33 protein-coding genes are annotated in these 19988 nt (G+C 66.9%); all 33 read left to right on the plus strand.

Annotated features, from left to right (window positions below; genetic code table 11):
• Positions 1 to 243: 243 nt before the first annotated feature.
• The 33 genes from rpsL (at position 244) to rpsK (ending at position 19984) form a co-directional block, all read left to right on the plus strand.
• Complete coding sequence (rpsL, locus tag MRBLMI1_RS06630; protein WP_013584051.1) at positions 244 to 612, plus strand: 30S ribosomal protein S12; 369 nt, start codon at positions 244 to 246, stop codon at positions 610 to 612.
• Positions 613 to 617: 5 nt separating this feature from the next.
• Positions 618 to 1088, plus strand: a complete 471-nt coding sequence (gene rpsG, locus MRBLMI1_RS06635; RefSeq protein ID WP_022878284.1) for a 30S ribosomal protein S7 — start codon at positions 618 to 620, stop codon at positions 1086 to 1088.
• Between the two features lie 87 nt (positions 1089 to 1175).
• Positions 1176 to 3290 (plus strand): elongation factor G, encoded by a 2115-nt coding sequence (gene fusA, locus MRBLMI1_RS06640; RefSeq protein ID WP_367728609.1) that lies wholly within the window; start codon positions 1176 to 1178, stop codon positions 3288 to 3290.
• A gap of 161 nt (positions 3291 to 3451) precedes the next feature.
• Complete coding sequence (gene tuf, locus MRBLMI1_RS06645) at positions 3452 to 4645, plus strand: elongation factor Tu (protein WP_108317909.1); 1194 nt, start codon at positions 3452 to 3454, stop codon at positions 4643 to 4645.
• Positions 4646 to 4795: 150 nt separating this feature from the next.
• A complete protein-coding gene (locus tag MRBLMI1_RS06650) occupies positions 4796 to 5011 on the plus strand; it encodes a hypothetical protein (protein WP_367728612.1) in 216 nt (71 codons plus the stop codon).
• 424 nt (positions 5012 to 5435) lie between these two features.
• Positions 5436 to 5744 carry a 30S ribosomal protein S10 gene (gene rpsJ / locus MRBLMI1_RS06655; RefSeq protein ID WP_013584016.1) on the plus strand — a complete coding sequence of 103 codons (309 nt, stop codon included), beginning with the start codon at positions 5436 to 5438 and terminating at the stop codon, positions 5742 to 5744.
• 8 nt (positions 5745 to 5752) lie between these two features.
• Positions 5753 to 6412, plus strand: coding sequence for a 50S ribosomal protein L3 (gene rplC, locus MRBLMI1_RS06660; protein WP_367728624.1), 660 nt, complete (start codon positions 5753 to 5755; stop codon positions 6410 to 6412).
• Positions 6413 to 6416: 4 nt separating this feature from the next.
• A complete protein-coding gene (gene rplD, locus MRBLMI1_RS06665) occupies positions 6417 to 7079 on the plus strand; it encodes a 50S ribosomal protein L4 (protein WP_367728627.1) in 663 nt (220 codons plus the stop codon).
• The gene (gene rplW, locus MRBLMI1_RS06670; RefSeq protein WP_367728628.1) at positions 7076 to 7375 is read left to right on the plus strand and encodes a 50S ribosomal protein L23; all 300 of its coding nucleotides are present in this window, start codon (positions 7076 to 7078) and stop codon (positions 7373 to 7375) included. Before rplD ends, rplW begins: the two co-directional genes overlap by 4 nt.
• Positions 7376 to 7397: 22 nt before the next feature.
• Positions 7398 to 8237, plus strand: a complete 840-nt coding sequence (rplB, locus tag MRBLMI1_RS06675; RefSeq protein ID WP_013584012.1) for a 50S ribosomal protein L2 — start codon at positions 7398 to 7400, stop codon at positions 8235 to 8237.
• A gap of 12 nt (positions 8238 to 8249) precedes the next feature.
• Positions 8250 to 8531, plus strand: coding sequence for a 30S ribosomal protein S19 (gene rpsS, locus MRBLMI1_RS06680; protein WP_013584011.1), 282 nt, complete (start codon positions 8250 to 8252; stop codon positions 8529 to 8531).
• A 25-nt stretch (positions 8532 to 8556) separates the two neighbouring features.
• Positions 8557 to 8955, plus strand: coding sequence for a 50S ribosomal protein L22 (gene rplV / locus MRBLMI1_RS06685; protein ID WP_367728632.1), 399 nt, complete (start codon positions 8557 to 8559; stop codon positions 8953 to 8955).
• A complete protein-coding gene (gene rpsC / locus MRBLMI1_RS06690; RefSeq protein WP_367728645.1) occupies positions 8955 to 9713 on the plus strand; it encodes a 30S ribosomal protein S3 in 759 nt (252 codons plus the stop codon). Before rplV ends, rpsC begins: the two co-directional genes overlap by 1 nt.
• Positions 9713 to 10132: a 50S ribosomal protein L16 gene (gene rplP / locus MRBLMI1_RS06695; RefSeq protein WP_077049577.1), complete on the plus strand. Its 420-nt coding sequence runs from the start codon at positions 9713 to 9715 to the stop codon at positions 10130 to 10132. The genes rpsC and rplP overlap by 1 nt, the downstream gene beginning before the upstream one ends.
• Complete coding sequence (gene rpmC, locus MRBLMI1_RS06700; protein ID WP_367728653.1) at positions 10132 to 10440, plus strand: 50S ribosomal protein L29; 309 nt, start codon at positions 10132 to 10134, stop codon at positions 10438 to 10440. The genes rplP and rpmC overlap by 1 nt, the downstream gene beginning before the upstream one ends.
• Entirely contained in the window at positions 10440 to 10772 is a 333-nt protein-coding gene (gene rpsQ, locus MRBLMI1_RS06705) for a 30S ribosomal protein S17 (protein ID WP_022877835.1), read from the plus strand. Before rpmC ends, rpsQ begins: the two co-directional genes overlap by 1 nt.
• A 35-nt stretch (positions 10773 to 10807) precedes the next feature.
• The gene (gene rplN, locus MRBLMI1_RS06710) at positions 10808 to 11176 is read left to right on the plus strand and encodes a 50S ribosomal protein L14 (RefSeq protein ID WP_013584005.1); all 369 of its coding nucleotides are present in this window, start codon (positions 10808 to 10810) and stop codon (positions 11174 to 11176) included.
• A gap of 2 nt (positions 11177 to 11178) precedes the next feature.
• Positions 11179 to 11556: a 50S ribosomal protein L24 gene (rplX, locus tag MRBLMI1_RS06715; RefSeq protein WP_367728661.1), complete on the plus strand. Its 378-nt coding sequence runs from the start codon at positions 11179 to 11181 to the stop codon at positions 11554 to 11556.
• A 2-nt stretch (positions 11557 to 11558) separates the two neighbouring features.
• Positions 11559 to 12149, plus strand: a complete 591-nt coding sequence (gene rplE / locus MRBLMI1_RS06720; protein ID WP_367728665.1) for a 50S ribosomal protein L5 — start codon at positions 11559 to 11561, stop codon at positions 12147 to 12149.
• Between the two features lie 92 nt (positions 12150 to 12241).
• Positions 12242 to 12640 (plus strand): 30S ribosomal protein S8, encoded by a 399-nt coding sequence (rpsH, locus tag MRBLMI1_RS06725; protein WP_367728670.1) that lies wholly within the window; start codon positions 12242 to 12244, stop codon positions 12638 to 12640.
• A gap of 6 nt (positions 12641 to 12646) precedes the next feature.
• A complete protein-coding gene (rplF, locus tag MRBLMI1_RS06730) occupies positions 12647 to 13183 on the plus strand; it encodes a 50S ribosomal protein L6 (RefSeq protein WP_367728673.1) in 537 nt (178 codons plus the stop codon).
• Positions 13184 to 13186: 3 nt separating this feature from the next.
• Positions 13187 to 13546, plus strand: coding sequence for a 50S ribosomal protein L18 (gene rplR, locus MRBLMI1_RS06735; protein ID WP_367728676.1), 360 nt, complete (start codon positions 13187 to 13189; stop codon positions 13544 to 13546).
• Positions 13543 to 14223, plus strand: a complete 681-nt coding sequence (rpsE, locus tag MRBLMI1_RS06740) for a 30S ribosomal protein S5 (RefSeq protein ID WP_387055717.1) — start codon at positions 13543 to 13545, stop codon at positions 14221 to 14223. Before rplR ends, rpsE begins: the two co-directional genes overlap by 4 nt.
• Entirely contained in the window at positions 14223 to 14408 is a 186-nt protein-coding gene (gene rpmD, locus MRBLMI1_RS06745) for a 50S ribosomal protein L30 (protein WP_013583998.1), read from the plus strand. The genes rpsE and rpmD overlap by 1 nt, the downstream gene beginning before the upstream one ends.
• Positions 14408 to 14944 carry a 50S ribosomal protein L15 gene (gene rplO, locus MRBLMI1_RS06750; RefSeq protein ID WP_367728688.1) on the plus strand — a complete coding sequence of 179 codons (537 nt, stop codon included), beginning with the start codon at positions 14408 to 14410 and terminating at the stop codon, positions 14942 to 14944. The genes rpmD and rplO overlap by 1 nt, the downstream gene beginning before the upstream one ends.
• Positions 14945 to 15053: 109 nt before the next feature.
• Positions 15054 to 16376 carry a preprotein translocase subunit SecY gene (gene secY, locus MRBLMI1_RS06755; protein WP_367728692.1) on the plus strand — a complete coding sequence of 441 codons (1323 nt, stop codon included), beginning with the start codon at positions 15054 to 15056 and terminating at the stop codon, positions 16374 to 16376.
• A complete protein-coding gene (locus MRBLMI1_RS06760; protein WP_367728694.1) occupies positions 16373 to 16969 on the plus strand; it encodes an adenylate kinase in 597 nt (198 codons plus the stop codon). The genes secY and MRBLMI1_RS06760 overlap by 4 nt, the downstream gene beginning before the upstream one ends.
• Positions 16970 to 16973: 4 nt before the next feature.
• Positions 16974 to 17813 (plus strand): type I methionyl aminopeptidase, encoded by an 840-nt coding sequence (gene map, locus MRBLMI1_RS06765; RefSeq protein WP_367728699.1) that lies wholly within the window; start codon positions 16974 to 16976, stop codon positions 17811 to 17813.
• Positions 17810 to 18514, plus strand: a complete 705-nt coding sequence (locus MRBLMI1_RS06770) for a DsbA family protein (RefSeq protein ID WP_367728702.1) — start codon at positions 17810 to 17812, stop codon at positions 18512 to 18514. The genes map and MRBLMI1_RS06770 overlap by 4 nt, the downstream gene beginning before the upstream one ends.
• Positions 18515 to 18653: 139 nt before the next feature.
• A complete protein-coding gene (gene infA, locus MRBLMI1_RS06775) occupies positions 18654 to 18875 on the plus strand; it encodes a translation initiation factor IF-1 (RefSeq protein WP_013583992.1) in 222 nt (73 codons plus the stop codon).
• 59 nt (positions 18876 to 18934) lie between these two features.
• Entirely contained in the window at positions 18935 to 19051 is a 117-nt protein-coding gene (gene rpmJ, locus MRBLMI1_RS06780; protein ID WP_005050492.1) for a 50S ribosomal protein L36, read from the plus strand.
• A gap of 125 nt (positions 19052 to 19176) precedes the next feature.
• Positions 19177 to 19551 (plus strand): 30S ribosomal protein S13, encoded by a 375-nt coding sequence (gene rpsM / locus MRBLMI1_RS06785; RefSeq protein WP_063256596.1) that lies wholly within the window; start codon positions 19177 to 19179, stop codon positions 19549 to 19551.
• A gap of 34 nt (positions 19552 to 19585) precedes the next feature.
• Positions 19586 to 19984 (plus strand): 30S ribosomal protein S11, encoded by a 399-nt coding sequence (gene rpsK, locus MRBLMI1_RS06790; protein ID WP_013583990.1) that lies wholly within the window; start codon positions 19586 to 19588, stop codon positions 19982 to 19984.
• Positions 19985 to 19988 lie beyond the last annotated feature (4 nt).

The following is a 19988-nucleotide window of genomic DNA, read 5'->3' on the forward strand; positions in this document are numbered from 1 at the left end:
CGGGTGTGCGCACTCGCGCGCGCTGCGTCGTGCCTCGGTACGACACCAGGCGACGAAGGCTCCCACATCTCAGGGACGGGTCTGCGAACAGGCCACCCCCACGGCATATCCACCACTCCCGCGTCCGATCATTCTGGCGCGCGGTGGATCACACGTGAGCCCGACACGTCACGAATCGCAAGATGCGCGACGAGTCGGGGGAGACACGACGCTGTCACCGTGCAGCACAATCAAGGAGAGAACGTGCCAACCATTCAGCAGTTGGTTCGCAAGGGCCGCTCGCCGAAGGTCTCGAAGACCAAGGCTCCCGCGCTGAAGTCGAACCCCCAGCAGGCCGGCGTGTGCACCCGCGTGTACACGACCACCCCGAAGAAGCCGAACTCGGCGATGCGCAAGGTCGCTCGTGTGAAGCTCCGCAACGGCACCGAGGTCACCGCCTACATCCCCGGCGAGGGCCACAACCTGCAGGAGCACTCGCTCGTGCTCGTCCGTGGTGGTCGTGTGAAGGACCTCCCCGGCGTCCGTTACAAGATCGTCCGCGGTGCGCTCGACACCCAGGCTGTCAAGAACCGTAAGCAGGCTCGCAGCCGCTACGGCGCGAAGAAGGGCTGAGAACCATGCCTCGTAAGGGTCCCGCCCCGAAGCGTCCCGTCGTCAACGACCCGGTGTACGGCGCTCCCGTCGTCACCCAGCTCGTCAACAAGATCCTCGTCGACGGCAAGAAGTCGCTGGCCGAGTCGATCGTCTACGACGCCCTCCGCGGTGTCGAGGCGAAGAACAGCCAGGACGCCGTCGCCACCCTCAAGAAGGCGCTCGACAACGTGCGCCCCACCCTCGAGGTCAAGAGCCGCCGCGTCGGTGGCTCGACCTACCAGGTTCCGGTCGAGGTCAAGCCGCACCGCGCGAACACCCTCGCGCTGCGCTGGCTCGTGAGCTACGCGAAGGGTCGTCGTGAGAAGACGATGACCGAGCGTCTGCAGAACGAGATCCTCGACGCCTCGAACGGCCTCGGTGCCGCGGTCAAGCGCCGCGAGGACACCCACAAGATGGCCGAGTCGAACCGCGCCTTCGCGCACTACCGCTGGTAAAACCCGCGGAGGGTCCGTGACCGCACCCCGGTCGCGGACCCTCCGATGGGCCCGGCATCAACCTCCCAACAGGTAAGGAAGACACCCGTGGCACAAGACGTGCTCACCGACCTCCACAAGGTCCGCAACATCGGCATCATGGCGCACATCGATGCCGGCAAGACGACGACGACCGAGCGCATCCTGTTCTACACGGGCGTCAACCACAAGATCGGCGAGACGCACGACGGTGCGGCCACCACCGACTGGATGGAGCAGGAGCAGGAGCGTGGCATCACGATCACCTCCGCCGCCGTCACCTGTTTCTGGGAAAAGAACCAGATCAACATCATCGACACCCCCGGTCACGTGGACTTCACGGTCGAGGTGGAGCGCTCGCTCCGCGTCCTCGACGGTGCCGTCGCCGTCTTCGACGGCAAGGAGGGCGTCGAGCCCCAGTCCGAGACCGTGTGGCGTCAGGCCGACAAGTACGACGTCCCCCGCATCTGCTTCGTCAACAAGATGGACAAGCTGGGCGCCGACTTCTACTTCACGGTCGACACCATCGTCAACCGCCTCAAGGCGAAGCCGCTGGTCATCCAGCTCCCGATCGGTGCCGAGAACGACTTCGTCGGCGTCATCGACCTCGTCTACATGCGCGCGCTGGTCTGGCCCGGTGACGCCAAGGGTGACGTGACCATGGGCGCCAAGTACGAGATCCAGGAGATCCCGGCCGACCTCGTCGAGAAGGCGAACGAGTACCGCGAGAAGCTCCTCGAGACCGTCGCGGAGTCCGACGACGCGCTGCTCGAGAAGTACTTCGGCGGCGAGGAGCTCACCCACGAGGAGATCAAGGGCGCCATCCGCAAGATGACGATCGCCAGCGAGGTCTACCCCGTGCTGTGCGGTTCGGCGTTCAAGAACCGCGGTGTGCAGCCGATGCTCGACGCGGTCGTCGACTACCTCCCCTCGCCCCTGGACGTGCCGGCCATCGAGGCTCACGACCCCAAGGACGAAGAGGTCGTCATCGAGCGCCACGCCGACCGCGAGGAGCCCTTCGCGGCCCTGGCGTTCAAGATCGTGACGCACCCGTTCTTCGGTCGCCTCACCTACATCCGCGTCTACTCGGGTCACCTCGACTCCGGGGCCCAGGTCGTCAACGCGACCAAGGGCAAGAAGGAGCGCATCGGGAAGATCTTCCAGATGCACGCCAACAAGGAGATGCCGGTCGAGTCCGTCACCGCGGGCCACATCTACGCGGTCATCGGCCTCAAGGACACCACCACCGGTGACACCCTGTGCGACCCGGCGAACCAGGTCGTCCTCGAGTCGATGACGTTCCCGGAGCCGGTCATCGAGGTCGCCATCGAGCCCAAGACCAAGGCCGACCAGGAGAAGCTGGGTGTCGCCATCCAGAAGCTCGCCGAAGAGGACCCGACGTTCCGCGTCGAGCAGAACGCCGAGACCGGTCAGACCGTCATCAAGGGCATGGGCGAGCTGCACCTCGACATCCTCGTGGACCGCATGAAGCGCGAGTTCAAGGTCGAGGCCAACGTCGGCAAGCCGCAGGTCGCGTACCGCGAGACGATCCGCAAGACCGTCGACCGTCACGACTACACGCACAAGAAGCAGACCGGTGGTTCGGGTCAGTTCGCGAAGATCCAGTTCGCGATCGAGCCGCTCGAGGTCACGGCCGACAAGACCTACGAGTTCGAGAACAAGGTCACCGGTGGTCGTATCCCGCGCGAGTACATCTCGCCGACCGACCAGGGCTTCCAGGACGCCATGAACGTCGGCGTGCTCGCCGGCTACCCCATGGTGGGCGTGAAGGCGATCCTCCTCGACGGCGCCTCGCACGACGTCGACTCGTCCGAGATGGCGTTCAAGATCGCCGGCTCGATGGGCTTCAAGGAGGCCGTCCGCAAGGCGAACCCCACGATCCTCGAGCCGATCATGGCTGTCGAGGTCCGTACTCCCGAGGAGTACATGGGCGACGTCATCGGCGACCTGAACTCGCGTCGTGGCCAGATCCAGTCGATGGAGGACGCCGCCGGCGTCAAGGTCGTCCGGGCCAACGTGCCGCTGTCCGAGATGTTCGGCTACATCGGCGACCTGCGCTCGAAGACCTCGGGCCGTGCCGTCTACTCGATGGAGTTCGACAGCTACGCCGATGTCCCGAAGGCCGTGGCCGACGAGATCATCCAGAAGAACAAGGGCGAGTAACACCGCTCTCACGGATGCCGGGGACCCCGGGTTCTGCTCGGGTTCCCGGCATCCGCTCAAACTGAATACCGACTCTCTAGTAATCTGAGAACCATCCCCGCGAAGAACCGGTCGCAATCCAGCGCCCGCGACCTCGCAACCAACGTCCTGAGGAGGACCCAGTGGCTAAGGCCAAGTTCGAGCGGACCAAGCCGCACGTGAACATCGGAACGATCGGTCACGTCGACCACGGCAAGACCACGCTCACCGCTGCCATCTCGAAGGTGCTCGCCGACAAGTTCCCGTCGGCCACCAACGTCCAGCGTGACTTCGCGTCGATCGACTCGGCGCCGGAAGAGCGCCAGCGCGGTATCACCATCAACATCTCGCACGTCGAGTACGAGACCCCGAAGCGTCACTACGCTCACGTCGACGCCCCGGGTCACGCCGACTACATCAAGAACATGATCACCGGTGCCGCTCAGATGGACGGCGCGATCCTCGTGGTCGCCGCCACCGACGGCCCGATGGCTCAGACCCGTGAGCACGTTCTGCTCGCCAAGCAGGTCGGCGTCCCCTACCTGCTCGTCGCGCTGAACAAGTCGGACATGGTCGACGACGAGGAGATCCTGGAGCTCGTCGAGCTCGAGGTCCGCGAGCTCCTGTCCTCGCAGGACTTCGACGGCGACAACGCCCCCGTCGTCCGCGTCTCGGGCCTCAAGGCTCTCGAGGGTGACGAGCAGTGGGTCAACTCGATCGTCGAGCTCATGGAGGCCGTCGACTCGTCGATCCCCGACCCGGTGCGTGACAAGGACAAGCCGTTCCTCATGCCCATCGAGGACGTCTTCACCATCACCGGTCGTGGCACGGTCGTCACCGGCCGCGCCGAGCGCGGTACCCTCGCGATCAACTCCGAGGTCGAGATCGTCGGCATCCGCCCGACGCAGAAGACCACGGTCACCGGTATCGAGATGTTCCACAAGCAGCTCGACGAGGCGTGGGCCGGCGAGAACTGCGGTCTGCTTCTCCGCGGCACCAAGCGTGACGACGTCGAGCGCGGCCAGGTCGTCGTGAAGCCCGGTTCGGTCACCCCGCACACCAACTTCGAGGGCACGGCGTACATCCTGTCCAAGGAGGAGGGCGGCCGTCACAACCCGTTCTTCACGAACTACCGCCCGCAGTTCTACTTCCGCACCACGGACGTCACCGGCGTCATCACGCTGCCCGAGGGCACCGAGATGGTCATGCCCGGTGACACCACCGAGATGTCGGTCGAGCTCATCCAGCCGATCGCCATGGAAGAGGGCCTCGGCTACGCGATCCGTGAGGGTGGCCGCACCGTCGGCGCCGGCACGGTGACCAAGATCATCAAGTAAGTCCTCGGACTGAACCGACAGGGGTCGGGCCTTCGGGCCCGGCCCCTTCGTCGTGTCCGGGGGTGTCGCGCAACCCGTTCCCTTCGCGCCGCCGTCCGGTCCAGAATGAAGGCGCCCGGGATGCCACGGGCGTGACCACGAGGAGGATTCATGGGAGTCGACGACATCATCGCGAAGAGCAAGAAGCTCCTCGACGAGAACCGCGACAAGATCGAGGAAGCCCTCAAGAGCGAGAAGGCCGAGGAGGTCAGCGACAAGATCCTTGACGGGGCGGCGGACGCGATCAAGAAGGTCGTGCCCGCCGAGCACCACGCCAAGATCGACAGCACGCGCGCGAACATCGACAAGAACATCGGCAACTCCTGACCGGGATGCCGTCCGCGGCGCCGCTCCGAACGGGGCGGCGCCGTCGGCTTTTCTGAGTGATCGCTGCGCGCGACACGCCCGGGTTTGCGGCTGGCCCGGGGCCCACGTAGACTAGACCAGTTCCACATTCCGGCGTGCGCTCGGCGCGCGCCAGGATCACTGCCAGGGCAGTGCACAGGCGGCGCGAAAGCGCAGGGACCTGGGCCGCGGGCAGCAGAACACACACCGAACCCCCTCATCCCCCAGGGAATCCGTGCGCGTGCGCGCGGAGAGGGACGGGCCGGGCGCCGTGCGCCCGGTTTGACAGCTGAACAGCGGTGCAGCATCTCTCGCGCAAGCGAGGGGAAGTGCCAGGGCGCGAGAGCGCCACCGTGCGTCCGATGCCCGGGGTCGGGTAAGACGCGAGAAAGAGAGTGAGCAGACAATGGCGGGACAGAAGATCCGCATTCGCCTGAAGTCGTACGACCACGCCGGACTGGACTCGTCCGCGCGCAAGATCGTCGACACCGTGACCCGTGCCGGCGCCACTGTCGTGGGCCCGGTTCCCCTGCCGACCGAGAAGAACGTCGTGTGCGTCATCCGGTCGCCCCACAAGTACAAGGACAGCCGCGAGCACTTCGAGATGCGCACCCACAAGCGCCTCATCGACATCATCGACCCGACGCCCAAGGCCGTCGACTCCCTGATGCGCCTCGACCTCCCGGCCGATGTCAACATCGAGATCAAGCTCTGAGGTTCGACATGGCTGACATCAACTCCAAGATCTCCAAGGGCCTCCTCGGCACCAAGCTCGGCATGACCCAGGTGTGGGACGAGAACGGCAAGCTCGTTCCCGTCACCGTCATCGAGGTCGCCCCGAACGTCGTGACCCAGCTCCGCTCGGTCGAGAAGGACGGCTACAACGCCGTGCAGATCGGCTACGGCCAGATCGACCCCCGCAAGGTGAACAAGCCCCTCACGGCTCACTTCGAGGCCGCCGGTGTCACCCCGCGCCGCCACCTCACCGAGGTGCGCACCGCGGACGCCGCCGACTACTCGCTGGGCCAGGAGCTCACCGTGGACGGCCTGTTCGAGGCCGGCCAGCTGGTCGACGTCGTCGGCACCAGCAAGGGCAAGGGCACCGCCGGTGTCATGAAGCGCCACAACTTCAAGGGTGTCTCCGCTTCGCACGGTGCGCACCGCAACCACCGCAAGCCCGGTTCGATCGGCGCCTCGTCGACTCCGAGCCGCGTCTTCAAGGGCATGCGCATGGCCGGCCGTATGGGTGGCGAGCGCGTGACCGTCCTCAACCTCACGGTGCACGCCGTCGACGTCGAGAAGGGTCTGCTGCTCGTCAAGGGCGCCGTCCCCGGCGCGCGCGGCCGCATCGTCTACGTCCGCAACGCAGTGAAGGGTGCCTGATCTCATGGCTGACTCGACTCTCGCGCTCGACGTCCTGAAGGCCGACGGCAAGAAGGCCGGCTCCGTTGAGCTGCCCGCCGCCATCTTCGACGTCAAGACGAACATCCCGCTCATCCACCAGGTCGTCGTCGCCCAGCGCGCCGCCGCCCGCCAGGGCACGCACTCGACCAAGCGTCGTGGCGAGGTCTCGGGTGCCGGCCGCAAGCCCTTCAAGCAGAAGGGCACGGGTAACGCCCGTCAGGGTTCGATCCGCGCGCCGCACATGACCGGTGGTGGCATCGTCCACGGCCCCAAGCCCCGTGACTACGGCCAGCGCACCCCCAAGAAGATGATCGCCGCCGCCCTCCTGGGCGCGCTGAGCGACCGTGCCCGCGGCTCGCGTCTGCACGTCGTCGACAGCTTCGGCATCGAGGGCGCGCCCTCGACCAAGGCTGCGGCCGCCGTGCTGACCGCCTTCGGCGCCGTCAAGAACGTCCTCGTGGTCATCGACCGCGACGACGAGCTGACGGTCAAGAGCGTGCGCAACCTCGCGTACGTGCACGTGCTGACCTTCGGCCAGCTGAACGCCTACGACGTGCTCGTCTCCGACGACATCGTCTTCACCAAGGCCGCCTACGACGCGTTCGTCGCGTCGAAGTCCGGCGCCACCGAGGAGGTCTCGGCATGACCGCCGTCAACAAGGACCCGCGCGACATCATCCTGAAGCCGGTCGTCTCGGAGAAGAGCTACTCGCTCATCGACGAGGGCAAGTACACGTTCCTCGTGGACCCGCGCGCCTCGAAGACCGAGATCAAGCTCGCCATCGAGAAGATCTTCGGCGTGAAGGTCGCCTCGGTCAACACGATCAACCGTGTCGGCAAGGCCCGCCGCACCCGCTTCGGCATCGGCAAGCGCAAGGACACCAAGCGCGCGATCGTCTCGCTGAAGTCGGGCACCATCGACATCTTCACGTCGGTCGGCTGACCGGGATACCAAGGACAGAACAATGGCTATTCGCAAGTACAAGCCCACGACCCCCGGTCGCCGCGGCTCGTCGGTGGCCGACTTCGCCGAGATCACCCGATCGACGCCCGAGAAGTCGCTGCTGCGCCCGCTGTCGAAGACCGGTGGCCGCAACAACCAGGGCCGCATCACCACGCGTCACATCGGTGGTGGCCACAAGCGTCAGTACCGTCTGATCGACTTCCGTCGTAACGACAAGGACGGTATCGATGCCAAGGTCGCTCACATCGAGTACGACCCCAACCGCACCGCGCGCATCGCGCTGCTGCACTACGCGGACGGCGAGAAGCGCTACATCCTCGCTCCCGCGAAGCTGTCGCAGGGCGACGTCGTCGAGTCGGGTGCCGGCGCGGACATCAAGCCCGGCAACAACCTGCCGCTGCGTAACATCCCCACCGGTACCGTCATCCACGCGATCGAGCTCCGTCCCGGTGGCGGCGCGAAGATGGCCCGTTCGGCCGGCGCCTCGGTGCGTCTGGTCGCGAAGGACGGCCCCTACGCGCAGCTGCGTCTGCCCTCGGGCGAGATCCGCAACGTCGACGTGCGCTGCCGCGCCACGATCGGCGAGGTCGGCAACGCCGAGCAGTCGAACATCAACTGGGGCAAGGCCGGCCGTATGCGCTGGAAGGGCGTACGCCCGACCGTCCGCGGTGTCGCCATGAACCCGGTCGACCACCCGCACGGTGGTGGTGAGGGTAAGACCTCCGGTGGTCGTCACCCGGTTTCGCCGTGGGGTAAGGCCGAGGGCCGCACCCGCCACGCGAACAAGGAAAGCGACAAGCTGATCGTCCGCCGTCGCACCGCCGGCAAGAAGCGCAAGTAGGAGTAGAGGAAGATGCCTCGCAGCCTTAAGAAGGGCCCCTTCGTCGACGAGCACCTGCTTCGCAAGGTCGTCTCGCAGAACGAAGCCGGTTCCAAGAACGTCATCAAGACCTGGTCGCGCCGGTCGATGATCATCCCCGCCATGCTGGGACACACCATCGCCGTGCACGACGGTCGCAAGCACATCCCCGTGTTCGTGACCGAGACCATGGTCGGCCACAAGCTGGGCGAGTTCTCGCCCACCCGCACCTTCCGCGGCCACGTGAAGGACGACAAGAAGGGCCGCCGCCGCTGACGCGGGGGCGCTAGAGGAGAGAGAAATGGTGGAGTCCATCGCACGCGTGCGACACATCCGCGTGACCCCTCAGAAGGCTCGTCGTGTCGTTGCGCTCATCAAGGGCAAGCAGGCCGAAGAGGCCCTCGCCATCCTGAAGTTCGCGCCCCAGGGCGCGAGCGAGCCGATCTACAAGCTCGTCGCCTCGGCGATCGCGAACGCTCGCGTCACCGCCGACAAGACGAACGAGTACCTGGATGACGCCGACCTGTACGTGAAGAACGCGTACGTCGACGAGGGCACGACGCTCAAGCGTTTCCAGCCCCGTGCACAGGGTCGCGCCTTCCAGATCAAGAAGCGCACGAGCCACATCACGGTCGTGCTCGCGACGCCCGAAGAGGCCGCTGCGGCCCCGGCGCGCACCAACAAGAAGGCGAGCAAGTAATGGGACAGAAGGTCAACCCGTACGGCTTCCGTCTCGGCATCACCACCGACCACGTGTCGCGCTGGTTCTCGGACTCGACGAAGCGCGGCCAGCGCTACGCCGACTACCTCGCCGAGGACATCAAGATCCGTCGTCTGCTGACGACCTCGCTCGACCGCGCGGGTGTCAGCAACATCGAGATCGAGCGCACCCGTGACCGTGTCCGCGTCGACATCCACACCGCCCGCCCGGGCATCGTGATCGGTCGTCGCGGCGCCGAGGCCGAGCGCATCCGCGCCGACCTCGAGAAGCTCACCGGCAAGCAGATCCAGCTGAACATCCTCGAGGTCAAGAACCCCGAGGCCGACGCTCAGCTCGTCGCGCAGGGTGTGGCCGAGCAGCTCTCTGCTCGTGTCGCCTTCCGTCGCGCGATGCGCAAGGGTCTGCAGGGCGCCCAGCGCGCCGGCGCCAAGGGTGTCCGCATCCAGGTGTCGGGCCGTCTCGGCGGCGCCGAGATGAGCCGCTCGGAGTTCTACCGCGAGGGTCGCGTTCCGCTGCACACGCTGCGCGCGAACATCGACTACGGCTTCTACGAGGCCAAGACCACCTTCGGCCGCATCGGCGTGAAGGTCTGGATCTACAAGGGCGACCTCACCAACAAGGAGCTCGCCCGCGAGCAGGCCAACGCCCCGAAGTCCCGCGGTCGTGACGACCGCGGCGGCGACCGTCGTCGTGGCCCCCGCAACGAGGCCCCCGTGGCAGAAGGAGCGTCGGCGTAATGCTCATCCCCCGCAAGGTCAAGTACCGCAAGCAGCACCACCCGGGCCGCTCGGGCCAGGCCACCGGTGGCACCCAGGTGTCGTTCGGTGAGTTCGGCATCCAGGCCCTGACCCCCGCCTACGTGACCAACCGTCAGATCGAGTCCGCTCGTATCGCCATGACGCGTCACATCAAGCGTGGCGGAAAGGTGTGGATCAACATCTACCCCGACCGTCCCCTCACCAAGAAGCCCGCCGAGACCCGCATGGGTTCCGGTAAGGGTTCTCCCGAGTGGTGGGTCGCAAACGTCAAGCCGGGCCGCGTCCTCTTCGAGGTCGCGGGTGTGAACGAGGAGCTCGCTCGCGAGGCCCTCACCCGAGCCATCCACAAGCTGCCGCTCAAGGCACGCATCATCAAGCGCGAGGAGGGCGACGCGTAATGGCGATCGGCACCAAGCAGCTCGCCCCGAGCGAGCTCGACACGTTCGAAGACCAGCGCCTCGTCGAGGAGCTGCGCAAGGCCAAGGAAGAGCTGTTCAACCTGCGCTTCCAGTCGGCCACCGGCCAGCTCGAGAGCCACGGTCGCATCCGTGCGGTCAAGCGCGACATCGCGCGCCTGTACACCGTGATCCGTGAGCGCGAGCTCGGCATCCGTGCCACCCCGGCCCCGGTCGAGGTCAAGGCGAAGAAGAGCAAGGCGAAGAAGGCGGATGCCGCTGACGACGCCGCGAAGGAAGAGGCGGAGTAATGGCCACCGCGAAGAAGGCAGAGGCCGAGGCGCAGGTCGCCGGTCACGAGCACGCCGCGAACGACGTGCGCGACGAGAACGCCCGCGGTTACCGCAAGGCGCGTCGCGGCTACGTCGTCAGCGACAAGATGGACAAGACGATCGTCGTCGAGGTCGAGGACCGCGTGAAGCACCCGCTCTACGGCAAGGTCATCCGTCGCACCTCGAAGGTCAAGGCGCACGACGAGACCAACTCGGCGGGCATCGGCGACCTCGTCGTCATCAACGAGACCCGTCCGCTGAGCGCCACCAAGCGCTGGCGTCTGGTCGAGATCCTCGAGAAGGCCAAGTAAGCCTCGCGGCTCGCTTGGAACCCAAGGAGTAAAAAGTGATTCAGAACGAATCCCGGCTGAAGGTCGCCGACAACACCGGCGCCAAGGAGCTGCTCACCATCCGCGTGCTCGGTGGGTCGAACCGCCGCTACGCCGGCCTGGGCGACGTCATCGTCGCCACGGTCAAGGACGCGATCCCGGGTGGAAACGTCAAGAAGGGCGACGTGGTCAAGGCCGTCGTCGTCCGTGTCGTGAAGCAGACCCGCCGTCCCGACGGCTCGTACATCAAGTTCGACGAGAACGCCGCCGTGATCCTGAAGAACGACGGGGAGCCCCGCGGCACCCGTATCTTCGGGCCGGTCGGCCGTGAGCTTCGCGACAAGAAGTTCATGAAGATCGTCTCGCTCGCCCCGGAGGTCATTTGATCATGGCGAAGATCAAGAAGGGCGACCTGGTTCAGGTCATCTCGGGTGCGCCCGAAAAGCCGAAGAAGGAAGGCCGCAAGGCCGGCGATCGCGGCAAGCAGGGCAAGGTTCTCGAGATCCTCGACGGCGGCCAGCGCGTCATCGTCGAGGGCGTGAACTACGTCACCAAGCACAACCGCGTGGGCCAGTCCCAGCGCGGTACCAAGACCGGCGGCATCGAGACGTTCGAAGCCCCGATCCACATCTCGAACGTCGCGCTCGTCGACCCCTCGACCAAGAAGCCGACCCGTGTCGGTCACCGCGTCGAGGAGCAGGTGAAGGACGGCGTCAAGCGCACCGTCCGCGTGCGTTTCGCGAAGAAGAGCGGCAAGGACCTCTGAACATGAGCACCGACACTGCCGCGGTGGCTGGCAAGATCCAGCCCCGCCTCAAGCAGAAGTACAACACCGAGATCAAGAAGGCCTTGCAGGACGAGTTCGGCTACGCGAACGTCATGCAGATCCCCGGCCTGGTCAAGGTCGTCGTGAACACCGGTGTCGGCGAGGCTGCTCGCGACAGCAAGGTGATCGATGGCGCGGTCGAGGACCTCACCAAGATCACCGGTCAGAAGCCCATCGTCACCAAGGCCCGCAAGTCCATCGCGCAGTTCAAGCTGCGCGAGGGCCAGGCCATCGGTGCGCACGTCACCCTCCGTGGCGACCGTGCGTGGGAGTTCGTGGACCGCCTCGTCAACCTCGCCCTGCCCCGCATCCGCGACTTCCGCGGTCTGTCGGCCAAGCAGTTCGACGGCAACGGCAACTACACCTTCGGTCTCCAGGAGCAGTCCGTGTTCCACGAGATCGACCAGGACCGCATCGACCGCGTGCGTGGCTTCGACATCACGATCGTCACGACCGCCAAGACCGACGACGAGGGTCGCTCGCTGCTGCGTCAGCTGGGCTTCCCGTTCCAGTCGGCGGACTCGCAGGCCTAACCCCCCGGGCCCCCGGAACCCCGGGGGCCCCTCATCGAAGGTCGTCTGTCGCGTAACGGCAGGCGAAACCTCATGAACGAAAGAAGCATCAGATGACGATGACAGACCCGGTCGCAGACATGCTGACCCGTCTGCGCAACGCGAACTCTGCGCACCACGACTCCGTGTCGCTGCCGAGCTCGAAGCTCAAGACCACCATCGCCGAGATCCTCAAGCAGGAGGGTTACATCGCCGACTGGAGCGTCGCTGACGCCCGTGTCGGCCAGACCCTCACGATGACGCTGAAGTACGGCCCGAACCGCGAGCGGTCGATCGCCGGCATCAAGCGCGTCTCCAAGCCCGGCCTCCGCGTGTACGCGAAGTCGACCGAGGTCCCCACGGTCCTCGGCGGCCTGGGCGTGGCCATCCTGTCCACCTCCTCCGGTCTCCTCACCGACCGTCAGGCAGAGCAGAAGGGCGTCGGCGGGGAAGTCCTCGCCTACGTGTGGTGATCTGACATGTCGCGTATCGGACGTCTTCCCATCGACATCCCCGCCGGAGTCACCGTCTCGGTGAACGGCCGGGAGGTCGCCGTCAAGGGCCCCAAGGGCGAGCTCGCGCTCACCATTGCGCAGCCCCTCGAGGTGTCGGTCGAGGAGAACCAGGTTCTCGTCACCCGCCCCGACGACGAGCGCGAGTCGCGGTCGCTCCACGGCCTGACCCGCACGCTCATCAACAACAACATCATCGGTGTCACCCAGGGCTACACCAAGGGTCTCGAGGTCGTCGGCACGGGTTACCGCGTCGCGCAGAAGGGCAGCTCGATCGAGTTCGCCCTCGGCTTCTCGCACCCCGTGCTGGTCGAGCCCCCCGCCGGCATCACGCTCACGGTGGAGGGCAACAACAAGGTCACCGTGAGTGGTATCGACAAGCAGGCCGTCGGTGAGGCCGCCGCCAACATCCGCAAGATCCGCAAGCCCGAGCCCTACAAGGGCAAGGGTGTCCGGTACGCGGGCGAGGTCGTGCGTCGCAAGGCCGGAAAGAGTGGTAAGTAAGCCATGGCTCTCAAGACAAAGTCCGCAGCCCGCGCGCGTCGCCACGCACGTCTTCGCAAGAAGGTCGTGGGCACCGACGTCCGTCCCCGTCTGGTCGTGACGCGCTCGGCGCGCCACGTCTTCGTCCAGCTCGTCGACGACAGCAAGGGCCACACGCTGGCCTCGGCCTCCACGCTCGAGGTCGACCTGCGGTCGTTCGACGGTGACAAGACGGCCAAGGCCCGCAAGGTCGGCGAACTCGTCGCCGAGCGTGCCAAGGTCGCCGGTGTCTCCGACGTCGTGTTCGACCGTGGTGGCAACCGTTACGCCGGTCGCGTCGCCGCGATCGCCGAGGGCGCCCGCGAAGGAGGGTTGAACCTGTGAGTGACAACAAGGAGACCGAAGTGACCGAGCAGACCGCCCCCGCAGAGGGTGCAGCTGCCGCTCAGGCCCCGGCCGAGCGTGAGCGCGAGCCGCGCCGCGGTGGCCGCGAGCGCAACGCCAACCAGCGCGACCGTGGTTCGCGCGACCGCAACGAGAGCCAGTTCCTCGAGCGCGTCGTGACCATCAACCGCGTGTCGAAGGTCGTCAAGGGCGGTCGTCGCTTCAGCTTCACGGCGCTTGTCGTCGTGGGCGATGGCAACGGCGTCGTGGGCGTCGGCTACGGCAAGGCCCGCGAGGTCCCCCTCGCCATCTCGAAGGGTGTCGAGGAGGCCAAGCGCAACTTCTTCCGCGTGCCGCGCTCCGGCTCGACCATCCCCCACCCCGTCCAGGGTGAGGCCGCTGCCGGTGTGGTGCTCCTGCGCCCCGCCGCCGCCGGTACCGGTGTCATCGCCGGTGGTCCCGTCCGCGCGGTGCTCGAGTGCGCCGGCATCCACGACGTCCTCTCGAAGTCGCTCGGCTCGTCGAACACGATCAACATCGTGCACGCGACCGTCGAGGCGCTGAAGTCGCTCGAGGAGCCCCGCGCCGTGGCCGCCCGCCGTGGCCTGGAGTTCGACCAGGTCGCCCCCGCTCGCCTCGTGCGTGCGGAGGCCGCCGCTCAGAAGGTAGGTGCCTGATGGCCGAGCGTCTGAAGGTCACGCAGATCAAGTCCAAGGTGAGTGAGAAGCAGAACCAGCGCGACACGCTGCGTTCGCTCGGTCTCAAGCGGATCGGCGACTCGGTCGTCCGTCCCGACGACGCGCAGACGCGCGGCTACGTCAAGACCGTCGCTCACCTCGTGAAGGTTGAGGAGATCGACTAATGGCTGACAAGAAGGACGAGGCCGTCGCGGCCGACGCCCCGAAGAAGGCATCCGCCCGCAAGGCCGCCGCGACCACCGACGCCCCGGCGTCGCGTCCCGGTGTGCTGAAGGTCCACCACCTGCGTCCGGTCCCCGGCGCCCGTACCGCCAAGACCCGCGTCGGTCGTGGTGAGGGCTCGAAGGGTAAGACCGCCGGTCGTGGTACCAAGGGCACGAAGGCGCGTTACCAGGTCAAGGTCGGCTTCGAGGGTGGGCAGATGCCGTTGCACATGCGCACCCCCAAGCTGCGCGGCTTCAAGAACCCGTTCCGCGTCGAGTACCAGGTCGTCAACCTGGACAAGCTGGCCGAGCTCTACCCGCAGGGCGGCGATGTGACCATCGTCGACCTCGTGGCCAAGGGCGCCGTTCGCAAGAACGAGAAGGTCAAGGTGCTGGGCACCGGCGACATCGCCGTGGCGCTCAACGTCTCCGTCGACAAGGTCTCCGGCTCGGCTGAGCAGAAGATCGTCGCCGCGGGCGGCACCGTCAACAACTGACGTCCGACCCTGCAGGGGGCCGGCGGCCTTAGGGCCGCCGGCCCCTTCTGGGTTAGTGTGATGAGGTGTGCGCTCTGACGCGCGCCGAGATCGTTCTGGAGGAATCCTCTTGTTCAGCGCCATCGCGCGTGTCTTCCGCACGCCAGACCTGCGGCGGAAGATCGCCTTCACGCTGGGGATCATCGCCATCTACCGGCTGGGTGCCCACGTTCCGACCCCGTTCGTCGACTACCCGAACGTGCAGTCGTGTCTGCAGCAGTCGGGCAGCACCGAGGGTCTGCTCTCGCTGGTGAACCTCTTCTCCGGCGGCGCGCTGCTCCAGCTCTCGATCTTCGCGCTCGGCGTGATGCCCTACATCACCGCCACGATCATCGTGCAGCTGCTGCGCGTGGTCATCCCGCACTTCGAGACCCTCTACAAGGAGGGCCAGGCGGGCCAGGCGAAGCTGACGCAGTACACGCGCTACCTCACCATCGCGCTGGCGCTGCTGCAGTCGACCACCCTCGTCACCGTGGCCCGCTCCGGCCAGCTGTTCGGCTCGACGGGCGTGCCCGAGTGCACGCAGCTGCTCACCAACGACATCTGGTGGGCCCAGCTGCTCATGATCATCACGCTGACCGCCGGTACCGGCCTGGTCATGTGGTTCGCCGAGCTCGTCACCGAGCGCGGCGTCGGCAACGGCATGTCGATCCTCATCTTCACCTCGATCGCCGCGACCTTCCCGGGCGCGATGCTGTCGATCCTCACCTCGCGCGGCCCGGAGGTCTTCCTCCTCGTCCTGGCCGTCGGCATCGTCGTCGTGGCCCTGGTGGTGTTCGTCGAGCAGTCGCAGCGCCGCATCCCCGTGCAGTACGCCAAGCGGATGGTCGGCCGCCGCACCTTCGGCGGCTCGAACACGTACATCCCGATCAAGGTCAACATGGCCGGCGTCGTGCCCGTCATCTTCGCGTCGTCGCTGCTGTACATCCCCGCCCTCATCGCGCAGTTCAACCAGCCGCAGGCGGGTCAGGAGCCCGCGGGCTGGGTGACGTGGATCTCGCAGTACCTCACGCGTGGCGACCACCCGCTGTACATGGCGATCTACTTCCTGCTCATCGTCGGGTTCACGTACTTCTACGTCGCGATCACCTTCAACCCGGTCGACGTCGCCGACAACATGAAGAAGTACGGCGGCTTCATCCCCGGCATCCGCGCGGGCCGTCCGACGGCCGAGTACCTCGACTACGTGCTGACGCGCATCACGCTGCCCGGGTCCATCTACCTGGGTCTCATCGCCCTGCTGCCGCTCATCGCCCTGGCCACGGTCGGCGCGAACCAGAACTTCCCGTTCGGCGGCGCCTCGATCCTCATCATCGTCGGTGTGGGTCTCGAGACGGTGAAGCAGATTGACGCGCAGCTCCAGCAGCGTCACTACGAGGGGCTCCTCCGATGACCGCCCGCCTGCTGATCGTCGGCCCGCAGGGCTCCGGCAAGGGCACGCAGGGCGTCCGCATCGCGGAGGCGCTCGGGATCCCGGTCGTCTCCACCGGCGACGTGTTCCGTCAGAACGTCTCCGAGGGCACCGACCTGGGCCTCGAGGTGAAGTCGATCATCGACGCCGGCGACCTCGTCCCCGACGAGCTCACCAGCGCCGTGGTCCGCGACCGCCTCTCCCAGGCCGACGCCGCCGACGGCTTCCTCCTCGACGGGTATCCCCGCAACCTCGCCCAGGTCATGCACCTCGACGAGTTCCTCGAGGGCCGCGACGAGTCGCTCGACGCCGTCATCGCGCTGGTCGTTCCCCGTGAGGAGTCCATCTCCCGCCTCAAGACGCGCGCCACGGAGCAGGGCCGTGCGGATGACACCGAGGAGGGGATCGCCACCCGTCTCGCGATCTACGAGCGCGAGACCGCGCCCATCCTCGGCGTCTACGGCACGCGGGACATCGTCGACGAGATCGACGGCGTCGGATCCCTCGACGAGGTCGCCGCGCGGATCACCGCGGCCCTCGAGGCGCGGGGCATCACCCCGTCGTCCGCGCACTGACGCCGTGCTGCGCTCGTCCGTCTACAAGAAGCCCGCGCACCTGCGCGCGATGGTGGAGCCCGGACTGATCACGGCGGCGGCGCTCGACGCCGTCCGGGCGATGATCGCCCCCGGCGTCACGACGTTGGACCTGGATGCCGCGGCCTCCCGCGTCATCGTCGGGCGCGGCGCGAAGTCGAACTTCCAGATGGTCCGCGGGTACCGGCACACCGTGTGCGCCTCGGTCAACGAGCAGGTGGTGCACGGCATCCCGAACGACCGCCCGCTGCAGGCGGGGGACATCCTGTCGATCGACGCGGGTGCGGAGTACCGCGGGTGGAACGGCGACTCGGCCTTCACCGTGATCGTGCCGGGCGACGCCCCGGAGGAGCTCGTCGCCCCGCGTCGCCGCCTCTCCGAGGTGACGGAGGGCTCCCTGTGGGCCGGCATCGCGGCGCTCTCCCGTGCCGAGCACCTGGGCGAGGTGGGCGCCGCGATCGAGCAGTACATCGTCGAGCACGCACCGGCGCCGGGCTACGGCATCCTGCGCGACTACGTGGGGCACGGCATCGGCCGCAAGATGCACGAGTCGCCGAGCATCTTCAACTACGCGACCGAGGAGCGCGGCGCCGACGTGCGGCCCGGTCTCGCCGTCGCGATCGAGCCCATGGTCGTCATCGGTGACCAGCAGACGTTCACCGAGGACGACGGATGGACGGTGTCGACGCTGGACGGCACGGACGGCTCCCATTGGGAACATAGCGTCGCGGTGCACGATGGAGGGATCTGGGTCCTCACCGCGCCCGACGGCGGTGCAGAGAAGCTGGCGCCCTTCGGAGTGGTGCCCACGGAGATCGAGGGATGATGATGGCCGCCGCCCGCAAGTCCATGAACTGGTTCGCGATCGGCGTCACCGCCGCCGCGCTGGTCGTCGTCCTCATCGTGGGCGGTGTGGTGTGGTTCGCCAACAGCCAGGCGACCTCACCCGGCCCGGCGCCTCAGGCACAGGCCGTCGACCCCGACACGGGCGCCATCGCCGTCGGAACCGGCGACCAGACCGTGGACACCTACGTCGACTTCATGTGCCCCATCTGCAACCAGTTCGAGCAGAGCTACGGGCCGACCCTCGAGAGCCTCGTCGACGACGGCACCATCACGCTGAACATCCACCCGATCTCGATCCTGGACCGGGCGTCGCAGGGCACCGAGTTCTCCACCCGGTCCGCGAACGCCGCCTACTGCGTGGCCGAGGACGACGCGCAGAACGTGCTGCCGTTCGTGCAGGCGATGTACGCGCAGCAGCCGGCCGAGCAGACCTCGGGTCTCGACGACGCGACGCTGGTCCAGATCGCCGAGTCCGCCGGGGCATCGGATGCCGTGGCCTCCTGCATCCAGGACGGCACCTACGAGCGCTTCGTGACGGCGCGCACCCGCGACACCCCGGTCCAGCCGGGCGCCTCGGGCATCGCGACGCCGACGATCGCCATCAACGGCGAGGTGCTGAACAACCAGACCGACCTCACCGGCAACCCCGAGACCGACATCACGGGGCGTCTGAACGGCTGAGCGCCGGCGGCGACTTGCCGCATCGGGCACTACCACGTATGCTTGATCTTTGGTGCGTTGCGCCTTCGTTGGCGTGTCGCAAGCACCGAAACCCCATCCACCGCAGACCGGCCGGTCTGCAACGAGCGTGAGCGAGTTTATGGCGAAGAAAGACGGTGTCATCGAGATCGAGGGCACGGTGTCCGAGGCACTGCCCAATGCGATGTTCCGTGTCGAGCTGACCAACGGTCACAAGGTGCTCGCCACCATCTCGGGAAAGATGCGGCAGAACTACATCCGCATCATCCCTGAGGACCGCGTCGTCGTCGAGCTGAGCCCGTACGACCTCACCCGTGGTCGTATCGTCTACCGCTACCGCTGAGTCCGGCCGAGAAGTAACGAGCCGCTCCGGCGGGTCGAAGACAGCGAAATCAGGAAATCATGAAGGTCAACCCCTCCGTCAAGCCCATCTGCGACCACTGCAAGGTGATCCGTCGCCACGGGCGCGTCATGGTGATCTGCAAGAGCAACCCGCGTCACAAGCAGCGCCAGGGCTGACACCCCGACTTTCCAACTGAATACACACCGGCAGGATCAGAACCCGCGATGCGGGGGACACCTCGGGGCGGAGGCCCGAGCACCGATCCTGTTTCACACCTCCACGACACTCTGAGGAGAGCCGCATGGCACGTCTCGCCGGCGTCGACATCCCGCGCGACAAGCGCGTGGTGATCGCACTTACCTACATCTACGGCGTGGGCCGCACCCGCTCCACCGAGATCCTCACCGCGACCGGCATCAGCCCGGACGTCCGCGTCAAGGACCTCACCGACGACCAGCTGGTCGCGCTCCGCGACCACATCGAGGGCACCTACAAGGTGGAGGGTGACCTTCGCCGCGAGGTCGCCGCCGACATCCGCCGCAAGGTCGAGATCGGTTCCTACGAGGGCCTGCGCCACCGCCGCGGCCTCCCCGTGCGCGGTCAGCGCACGAAGACGAACGCGCGTACCCGCAAGGGTCCCAAGCGCACCGTCGCCGGCAAGAAGAAGGCGCGCTAGGCCTCCGCCGGCGCAGGATTCAGGAGAACCGCACATGGCACAGGCCAAGTCCGCTGCGCGCAAGCCGCGCCGCAAGGAGAAGAAGAACATCGCCGTGGGTCAGGCCCACATCAAGTCGACGTTCAACAACACCATCGTCTCGATCACCGACCCCTCCGGTGCCGTCATCAGCTGGGCCTCGTCCGGCGGTGTCGGTTTCAAGGGCTCGCGCAAGTCGACGCCGTACGCCGCCGGCATGGCCGCGGAGTCGGCCGCTCGCCAGGCGCAGGAGCACGGCGTCAAGAAGGTCGACGTCTTCGTGAAGGGTCCCGGCTCGGGCCGTGAGACCGCGATCCGCTCGCTCACCGCGGCGGGCCTCGAGGTCGGCTCGATCCAGGACGTGACGCCGCAGGCCCACAACGGCTGCCGTCCGCCGAAGCGCCGCCGCGTCTGACGTG

The sequence above is a fragment of the Microbacterium sp. LMI1-1-1.1 genome (assembly GCF_040815675.1).
GTDB lineage: Bacteria > Actinomycetota > Actinomycetes > Actinomycetales > Microbacteriaceae > Microbacterium.